Source organism: Rhodothermales bacterium (assembly GCA_013002345.1).
In the GTDB taxonomy this organism is placed as follows: domain Bacteria; phylum Bacteroidota; class Rhodothermia; order Rhodothermales; family JABDKH01; genus JABDKH01.
On record JABDKH010000365.1, the window covers coordinates 1 to 8,652 of the forward strand.

An 8,652-nucleotide genomic window follows, 5' to 3' on the forward strand; every position below is an offset into this window, starting at 1 on the left:
CGCCGAGATCGTCAAGATGCGATGAACATCAGGCGACATCCATCGAGCAAACCTGCGCGCTACATCCCCAGAACCTCACCCGGGCCACATATACCCAACTCTTTACCGAATTGACAACGTTCACTCCCGCCGTTACCGGGCCGGACGTCCACGTACACCGCGACCAGTATGGTCGGGTTTACCTTCGAATATTCAGACCCTTCGGATGGCAGTCCGAACAATCTACTGCCTGGAGATACTCACTGAACGGCTCGGATATCGGTGCCTCTGTCATCAGAGAATACTTGATGAGTTGTCCGAGAAGGGCGTCGTCGGTATCAACGTCAAGCCACACCAGGTGAGTGGTGTCCGTGTAGGAGACAACGATCGCAGGCATCGCTCCCGTAGTCATCAGAGAGTCTTTCATTACCACTAGATCGCCATTCTCCATGCGTTCCATCCTGGACTCCTCGTATGGGAACCATCCTATCTGGAGATTGATCGGTTTATGATATCGCTCCGCCTCTCCCATGCGAAATTCCCGATAGCGCGTCGACCGAACCGACGCCTGCTTTGGACTGCAGGCCTGAAAGAGAAATGCGGCCGGTACGCTCAGTACGATTAGCCAGAGAGAGAGGGGTTTCATGGGCTGAGCAGGTGTTCTTTGTGTTGACAGAATGCAGACCGGGTCGAGGGTCGCGGCCAATTTACGGGCTGGGGGATAATGTGAAACGGGGAACGCTATGGGGTTCCTGATAAGCGGGCATGCCGATGAACGGTTCCGAGCTGTGGCTGGCCCGGACTCTCGACCACACGAAGTCTGAGTGCTGGCGCGAAGCTCGAAAACAAGAAACCCCGGAATCGCGCTGGATCCCGGGGTCCCATTGTATCGATGCTGTGATCAATCGATCAGTCGGTACCCTCCTCTTCCTCTTCCTCTTCCTCCTCTTCCTCTTCCTCCTCCTCGTCATCATCGTCATCGTCATCGTCGTCATCGTCGTCATCATCCAACGGCGAGATCGTCTTCGACGTGCCGTCTTCGTAGACGACGACAAGCGCGATTGTGGGTCCCGGAGGTGGCGACAGGAAGCCTGAAGCCAGTACCGTCACCGTCTGGCCCTCAAGACCATTCAGATCTGCCGTGAAGGATGCAACGATAACGTCGTTGGCGCCTGCCGGAGTCACATCCAGGGTGTACTCGCCTACGGGGACGCATCCTTCGGCAAACTGTCCATAGGACACGTCTCCACCGACCACACCAACACCCCGAACAACCGCATTGACCGCGGGAGCGTCCGTGATTCCGTGGAAACCGATCATGCGCACACCCTCACATTCCACATCCTCTACGAGATAGGGGTACAGATTAAAACCGATACCGTCGGTTGGTCCGAATCTCCACGACGGCAGGACGCCGTCCGCAACTACGAGATATCTACCACCATCCATCAGGTCGGCAAACGGAAACACGGCAATTGCGTCATCAACACTCTTACTGTTCTGTCGGGCGACCGCCACTTCGAAATCCGTCGGTAGCGGAATGAAGGGGGTTGCCTTCCGGTAGTGAAAGTTGTTGAGCGCGCGCATTCCGTCTACGTACACATCGACATTCCGGGCCTTCGGGTCATCGGCGTTGTGGATGACCTGAAACTCCGCGACTCCCTGCGTCATGTCGAGCGCACGCTGAATGTCTGCCAGCTCGTACTGCCCTTCGACGTCGGGGCTGCTCACTGCGTCACCGGCAGGATTCACAACCGCGTCCGAGCATGCTGACAGCACTAACGCCAGTGCAAAAATGGATGAAGTAATTTTCATGTAATACCAGATTTAGTGATTGGGCCTTGGTCGCATAAATATAACATCTGAATCTGACCAGGTCGTCAAAACCGCCCGATATTGGTCCGAATCCTGTTGTATCGAGTCTCTCCCAGGTGTCTTAAGTGGCTCGTTCCGGGCAAGCGCGCGGCGCTGTTCGTCCCGTGTTGCTCCAGTGTGCCGACCGCGACTGTTGCGAGAGAGCTTTCTCTACGTCCGTCCAAACCTCTTTGCGACCCGCTCCCGTGCCTTCGCTGCCTCTACTTCCCGATTTCGTGCGGGAGCATTTGTCACCAGTGAATTGAGAAGCCTGCCCGTCGCGTTCGTGACTTCATCGATCGTCTCCTTAAAGACCTGTTCGTTCGCTTTCGAGGGCTTCCTGAAGCCGCTGATTTTACGGACGAACTGAAGAGAAGCAGCACGGATCTCTTCTTCGGTTGCTGGCGGCTCGAAATTGTAAAGCGTCTTGATGTTTCTGCACATCAGCTTACTGCGCCTCTACTGAACGAATAGTCCCCGCCTGCAAAGGTTCGGCAAACGATGAACGATGTCAACTTTCTCGCAGCCAGAACGTTGAATATCGTTGCTTGCGTTTGCCGGATTTGACGAAACTGAAGGGAAGATCCGCGGACGCCCGCGCGCTATTTTTACAGCATCACTGAGCGTTCTAGACAACTTTCGAACGAACTCAACGGGCTCATGCCATGAAGATCTACCACAAAACGCTGCTCACTCTGCTTGCGATTCTTGTTGCCACTCCGGCTTTTTCGCAGCCGCAAACTCCCGGTCCGCTGAAGCCTCAACACGTGGAGGGGTTTCTCGACGCTTTGATGGATATGGAGGCATGGGCAGATCAAAATAATCGGACGTTGGAAAGCATTGAGAGTCCTGACGAGGCGGATGATTATTCTGCCGCCTACGCAGGCATTATCGCGGGACTCCATGGACAGGAAACGCTCGACGAAGTAACGCAGATCGTGAAGCGACATGGCTTCGGCGACCTGGAGTCGTGGGCGAACACCGGCACACGAACGATGCAGGCATTCGCAGCGCTCAAGTACGACGCGACAGCTTCCGAGCGCGCCGCTGCGATGAAGAAGGCCCTCAAACAGATCGACGACAGTCCGATGGATGAAGGTCAGAAGGAAGCGATGCGGAAGATGCTGGATACATCCGCAGAGGTGATGCAGATCTTTGAGGACGTATCCGACGACGACAAGCGAGCCGTCGCGCCCTTCATGGAGCGAATTGAGAACCAGGGTGCCGAGGAGGACGACGCCCAGTAGTCTCCGAGCAGCTCAATTCGATCTGATCCCGTCAACCCGAACCTTCGCCGGTCAGCACGGTCACGTCGGTGCCAGTGGGGCCGCTGATCACGATGCGTTTCACCGAGTCGGGTACTGATCCTACCCAGACGCCCTTCGATTCGAGCTCCTTGATCACTCGAATCTTCTCGATCATCTCGGGTGCGAGGGAGATGGAAATCTCCATCTCCGTGCCGGTCTGAGAAATGGCGATGTCCCGCATCTCCATCGCTTTCTCCAGATGCTTCTGGACATGCTTGAGTTCAGCTAGAGATTTCTCGTGGCTCATCTTCCGTTTTTTTGCCAGATGCTTCTCCCAGACGATCATCTTGTGCTTTTCGAGTTCTTGGATACTTTTGGGCGCAGCCTTCTTGGCGAAGACCTCCACCATCATACTGTCGATATGAAAACGCAGTCCCTGTTCGGATGAGGCAATAACAAACGGCGGGAGCGGAGCTGTCGGACCAGCCGCGGTCGCGGCGCGCCTCAGATCCTCTTCGGCCTTGATAATGCTCGCAAGATGAGTCCCGAGGTCTTCTAACTCGATCTGCACCTTCTTTGTACCGGCTTTTGCTCTGGCCGCCTTCGGGGCGCTTTTGTCTACCTGCACCGCGACATCGACCTCAGCCGCGATGGCCTCAGCCTGTACTTGGTACTCGTACACTTCGCTGAGGAGCAACTCGGCTTCGTCCATTGTAATCGGCGCGCCCGCGGCACTCAGATTGAGAACATTCGCTGCCATCTGTTCAACGGCCGCTGACTCAACCTCTTCATCGAGGATGCGGCTTTTGAGTGTCGCGAACCTCTGGCGAACAGCATTCTGATTAGACTCACTGTCGAGAAGCTGGACCAGGCGCTCGCCAATATTATCAAGCGCATAGTCGATTACAGCTTCCTTGTTGTAGTTGTAGAAGAGATAGCCCACCATCGCGGCTGCGATTACGACGACTATCAGTCCGTACTCTTTCAAGGTGGAAACCATGGTGGCGGAGGAGCAGGTGAATGGGGAGCGGACTCTGTCAACGCGGCATACGGACGTTTTATTGCCGAGGTTACCCTTTGTGCCCCAATCCCGTTACTTTGGGCGCTCGGCTCCCTGCACCCGCGCATCCAGTACCGAACGGAAGTCCAGCAATGATCAAGCCCGGACAGACTATATCGCATTTCGAGATCATCGAGAAGCTCGGAGCGGGCGGCATGGGCCTGGTATACCTCGCGCAGGACACCAAGCTGGACAGACGCGTCGCGCTGAAAGTGCTGCCGCCGCACGCACTCATTTCGGAAGATGACAGGGCACGGTTCTATCGAGAGGCGCGCGCTGCTGCTGCGCTGAATCACCCGAACATCGCGCACGTCTACGAGATCGACGAAACCGAGGACGCCGACGGGGTCTCACATCCATTCATTGCGATGGAGTATGTGGATGGCGGAACGCTGGCGGATCGTACGGCCGAGGGGCCCCTCCCACTGAAAGAGGCGGTTCGAATCGCCGCAGATGTTGCAGCGGGGCTTCACGTTGCGCATGAGAACAACATTGTTCATCGTGACGTGAAGGGCGGCAACGTGATGCTGACATCAGGCGGCATTCCGAAGATTCTCGATTTTGGGCTGGCGAAGACGGCCGCATCCACCAAACTCACGCGGATGGGATCGACGCTTGGAACGGTGGCCTACATGAGCCCGGAACAGGCGCGCGGGGAGGAAGTGGATCGTCGCAGCGACATCTGGTCGCTGGGTGCGGTGCTATACGAGATGATCACGGGCCGTGTACCGTTTCCGGGCGATTACGAGCAGGCCGTCGTCTACGCCATTCTCAATCAGGATCCGGAGCCGATCACGGCGGTGCGTTCGGGTGTGCCAATGGCGCTCGAGTGGATCGTATCCAAGTGCATGGCGGCCGATCCGGACGACCGGTATCAGTCGGCCAGTGAGATTGCGGTTGATCTGCGAACAACCGACCTCTCCGGATCAGGGATGACGCGCGTTTCGTCGCGCTCAAGCGTGTCAGCTGCTGTGGAACTCCCAGTTGGTCGGGCCGATGGCACGTCTGTTTCGTCTGAACGGCGCGTTTCATTCCCGGTCATGGTGGCTGTGGTTGTCGGGGCTCTGGCGGTTGGATTTCTTGCCGCCATGTTCGCATTTCGGGCCGACGAGCCGCCCGCACCGGTTGTCCGACGACTCGGCGTTCAACTACCTGGACACGCGGAGATTTCCCACCCGTCCCTGTCGTCTGACGGCCGCTTCATTGCTTTCTCGTCTGCGCCCGTAGGGAGTCAAGGTCGACTCTGGTTGCACGACATGACGACTGGAGCGACGAACGCGATCACGCAGTCGGAAAACAGCCGCCTGTCGGAATTCTCACCGGATGGTCGTTGGCTGGTGTTTGAGAGAGAGGTAGGTATCGCCGCCGTACTTGTCCCGGACGGAACCCCCGCAGTCCTAGCCGATAGCGGCTTCGTTCCTGTCTGGATGTCGAACACGGAAGTGATGTTTCAATACGCGCGCCGAATCTATCGCAAGTCGCTTGACGGCGGTCCGCCCGAACCCATCGTCTCGCCACGAGCGGATCGGAACGAGAGCGCAGTCCTCTTTCCGTGCTTGCTTCCGGGCGGTCGATTTCTTGTTGTAACGGTGGACTACAATGAAGTCGGAAAACCGCAGGATCTGGCGCTGGTGGATTTAAACACGGGTGACCGGTCAATCCTCGTAGAGGGAGCGGCGGCCGCGGCCTATGCGCCCAGCGGCCACCTCGTGTATGCACAGGGAGATATCGACGGGCAGGTACTCGCGCGGCCGATTGGCGCCGGAACCGGTCGTCTGCTGGGGCCGGCGGTGCCTGTCATCGGACGAACCGGATTCTGGACCTACGGTATCGGTCTTGATGGCTCGCTGGCCTACACCGGAGCAGAGTCCGGACAAGAAAGTCACAAGTCCCTTTACTGGATATCTGAAGAAGGACGTGTCCTCGACACACTAGCCTTCGCTCTGGAGGTCTATCAGGGCATACAGATATCTCCCGACGGATCAAAGGTTCTTGCCGGGGTAGACCCGGTGGCCAATTTTTCTGACATATATGTCTACGACTTGAATACAGGGATGCGGGATCAAATCAACTCGCAGGGTACAGTCGCGATGTGGTCGGCAGATGGACGCGACGTCATGATGACGGCTGCGCGCGACGGTTATTCAATGCCCATCCGGCAACCCCTCGACCGGTCCCGCCCTGAGGAGGCGATCGACACGTCCGCGCGCTTCCTGGCCGGAATGTCTCGAGATGGAAGGTATCTTGTCCTCGGTCTGAGCGATGACGAGAACGATTTCAGAGCGAACTCCGACCTGCAGCTGCTTGACTTAGAGTCGGGCGGCACTACGCCGGTCGATACATCCTCGTGGAACCACTTTACCGCCAGTTTCTCACCGGATGGACGATACATCGCCTACGATATCTGGCAGGATGATTGGTTAGGCGTAGACTGGCGCCTTCATGTCCGGGATCTTCAAACGGGTGGCCTCATCCGCGTGAGCCCAAATTGGGGCTTCCTGCCACAGTGGTCGCCGGACGGGAAATACATCTACTATCAGGACTTTCGCTCCATCTATCGCGTCCCCGTCGAGTATGAAACGGGATTCAAGATGCTTGGTCCGTCCGAACTCGTGCATCGAGCCGAAGGATTCCCGTTCTTTGCGCTCCATCCGAACGGAGGCAGGATTCTGGTAGCTGCGCCTCCGAGCAGTCGCCGGGGCACTACGTCTTCGACGTTTGATCTGGTGCTCAACTGGTCGGAGGAGTTGAAACGGATCGCGCCGCCATCTAGTAGTGATTAAGTCTCTTACAGCGACGCCGACTGGGTTGGTAGAACCTGTGGATGCGCGACGGTCGTGGTGGCTCGTCGTGTCGGGTTTTTCCATCGTCGCAATCCTTCTGCTGGTGGCCGCCCAGGGCTCGTGGGGCTTCCACCGCGACGAGTTCCTGTATCTGGCCATGGGGCGACACGTGGACTGGGGCTACTGGTCGAATCCACCGCTGATCGGTGCACTTGGCTGGGTTGCTGAGAACGTGACGGGTTCTAGTCTGTTTGTGGTTAGGCTATTTCCGCTCGCGGCGTTGGCCGGCACCCTGTTTCTGACGGCGGCCATGGTGCGCGACCTGGGCGGAGGGACGGTCGCGACGGCCATCGCATGTTTGCCGTTCGTCGTGTCGCCGGGTCTGCTCCGGCCGGCATCGTTGTTCCAGCCGGTCATGTTCGACATCCTAATGTGGACGTTGCTCGCATGGGTTGTTGTCCGGTATCTGACGACGTCCGATTCTCGCTGGCTCGTGGGTCTTGGAATCGTCGTGGGCGTTGGATTGCTGAACAAGTACTCGATCATCTTTTTTGTGATCGCGCTGTTCGCTGCGGTCGCCTTCTCCTCGCACAGGCGTCAATTATTGTCACGCCACGTGCTATTCGCGATGATTCTAGCGGCTCTACTTGTCTTACCAAACCTGCTCTGGCAGATAAGTCATGGCTGGCCTGTTCTGGCACATATGCGCGAGCTTTCCGAAACTCAGCTCGTTAACGTGCTTCGCCTGGATTTCTTGACCGGGCAGCTTCTCATACATCTTCCCGTCACGCTGTTCTGGATGGGAGGCCTGCTATGGCTCTTTGGCAAGAAAGGACGGCGATACCGACTTCTCGCGGTTACGTTTGTCTTCGTTGTGTTGCTGCTTCTCGTCCTCCGCGGGAAGAGTTACTACACGCTGGGTGCGTACCCGATGCTCTTCGCTGCCGCAGGTGTCTGGCTCGAGGCGGCACACGGTGCGGTGCGATGGTCGCTGGCATTGCTGGCGTTGGTTCTGGGTGTCTTGGCGTCGCCCTTCTCGACGCCATATCTGCCGGTCGACTCGATGCTCAGCTACGGCAAATCCTTCGTTCAGCGGACCGGCGTCAACGCGCCACTTGTCTGGGAAACAGGAATCTTGCACGACCTTCCGCAGGACTATGCAGATATGTTGGGGTGGGAGGAGTTAGCAGAACTTGCGATAGAGGCACACGCGGAGGCCGAAGATGCGGTCGGGACCGTCATCTTCGCCGAAAACTACGGGCAGGCGGGTGCAATCGAGTACTACGGGCGTGGGCGCGGTCTTCCGGACGTGATTAGCTTCGGTGACAGCTACAGGCTCTGGGCACCCGACAGTCTCCCGCAAACTATATCGACGCTCATATACGTCAGCGATGATCCGGGAACTGTATTCGACAGTCTCTTCGGCGCGTCACGAGTTGTGGGGCGTGTCGAAAATGTCCATGCTCGAGAACGTGGAACAGAGGTTCTCTTGATGACCGAGCCGGATTCGACGGCTCGCGACTTCTACGCACGCGTGGCCGCGCAGATCAAGGAGAGCTTCTCTAGAGGTGACTGAGCGTCGACTGGAGGGCGTGTCACGACCTGGACGTGTGCGACTCGCGTTTCGGCGAGAAACGTTCGCGCAACGTAACCAGCGCCGCGGAGACGATTCCGGCGATGCACAACCACGCGAATGAATCCCCGACATAACCATACAGCGTCCACACAC

The 8,652-nt window shown here is 57.5% G+C and carries 7 protein-coding genes; 3 read left to right on the forward strand and 4 right to left on the reverse strand.

All coding sequences use genetic code 11. The features are described from left to right. Positions 1–178: 178 nt before the first annotated feature. The 3 genes from HKN37_17265 to HKN37_17275 form a co-directional block, all read right to left on the reverse strand. On the reverse strand, positions 179–625 hold the full coding sequence (locus HKN37_17265; protein ID NNE48404.1) for a hypothetical protein: 447 nt from the start codon (positions 623–625) through the stop codon (positions 179–181). A 263-nt stretch (positions 626–888) separates the two neighbouring features. Next, positions 889–1,794 carry a DUF4397 domain-containing protein gene (locus tag HKN37_17270; protein ID NNE48405.1) on the reverse strand — a complete coding sequence of 302 codons (906 nt, stop codon included), beginning with the start codon at positions 1,792–1,794 and terminating at the stop codon, positions 889–891. 210 nt (positions 1,795–2,004) lie between these two features. Next, a complete protein-coding gene (locus HKN37_17275; protein ID NNE48406.1) occupies positions 2,005–2,277 on the reverse strand; it encodes a DUF2277 domain-containing protein in 273 nt (90 codons plus the stop codon). 221 nt (positions 2,278–2,498) lie between these two features. On the opposite strand from HKN37_17275, the gene HKN37_17280 reads away from it, so the two are divergent. Beyond that, the gene (locus HKN37_17280; protein ID NNE48407.1) at positions 2,499–3,080 is read left to right on the forward strand and encodes a hypothetical protein; all 582 of its coding nucleotides are present in this window, start codon (positions 2,499–2,501) and stop codon (positions 3,078–3,080) included. Positions 3,081–3,111: 31 nt separating this feature from the next. Here the strand turns inward: HKN37_17280 and HKN37_17285 are convergent, their stop codons facing one another. Further along, a complete protein-coding gene (locus HKN37_17285) occupies positions 3,112–4,080 on the reverse strand; it encodes a hypothetical protein (GenBank protein NNE48408.1) in 969 nt (322 codons plus the stop codon). A gap of 152 nt (positions 4,081–4,232) precedes the next feature. Here HKN37_17285 and HKN37_17290 point away from each other — a divergent pair, with 152 nt between their 5' ends. Both HKN37_17290 and HKN37_17295 read left to right on the forward strand, forming a co-directional pair. Next, positions 4,233–6,923, forward strand: coding sequence for a protein kinase (locus tag HKN37_17290; protein NNE48409.1), 2,691 nt, complete (start codon positions 4,233–4,235; stop codon positions 6,921–6,923). Further along, the gene (locus HKN37_17295) at positions 6,916–8,499 is read left to right on the forward strand and encodes a hypothetical protein (GenBank protein ID NNE48410.1); all 1,584 of its coding nucleotides are present in this window, start codon (positions 6,916–6,918) and stop codon (positions 8,497–8,499) included. The genes HKN37_17290 and HKN37_17295 overlap by 8 nt, the downstream gene beginning before the upstream one ends. Positions 8,500–8,652: the final 153 nt, after the last annotated feature.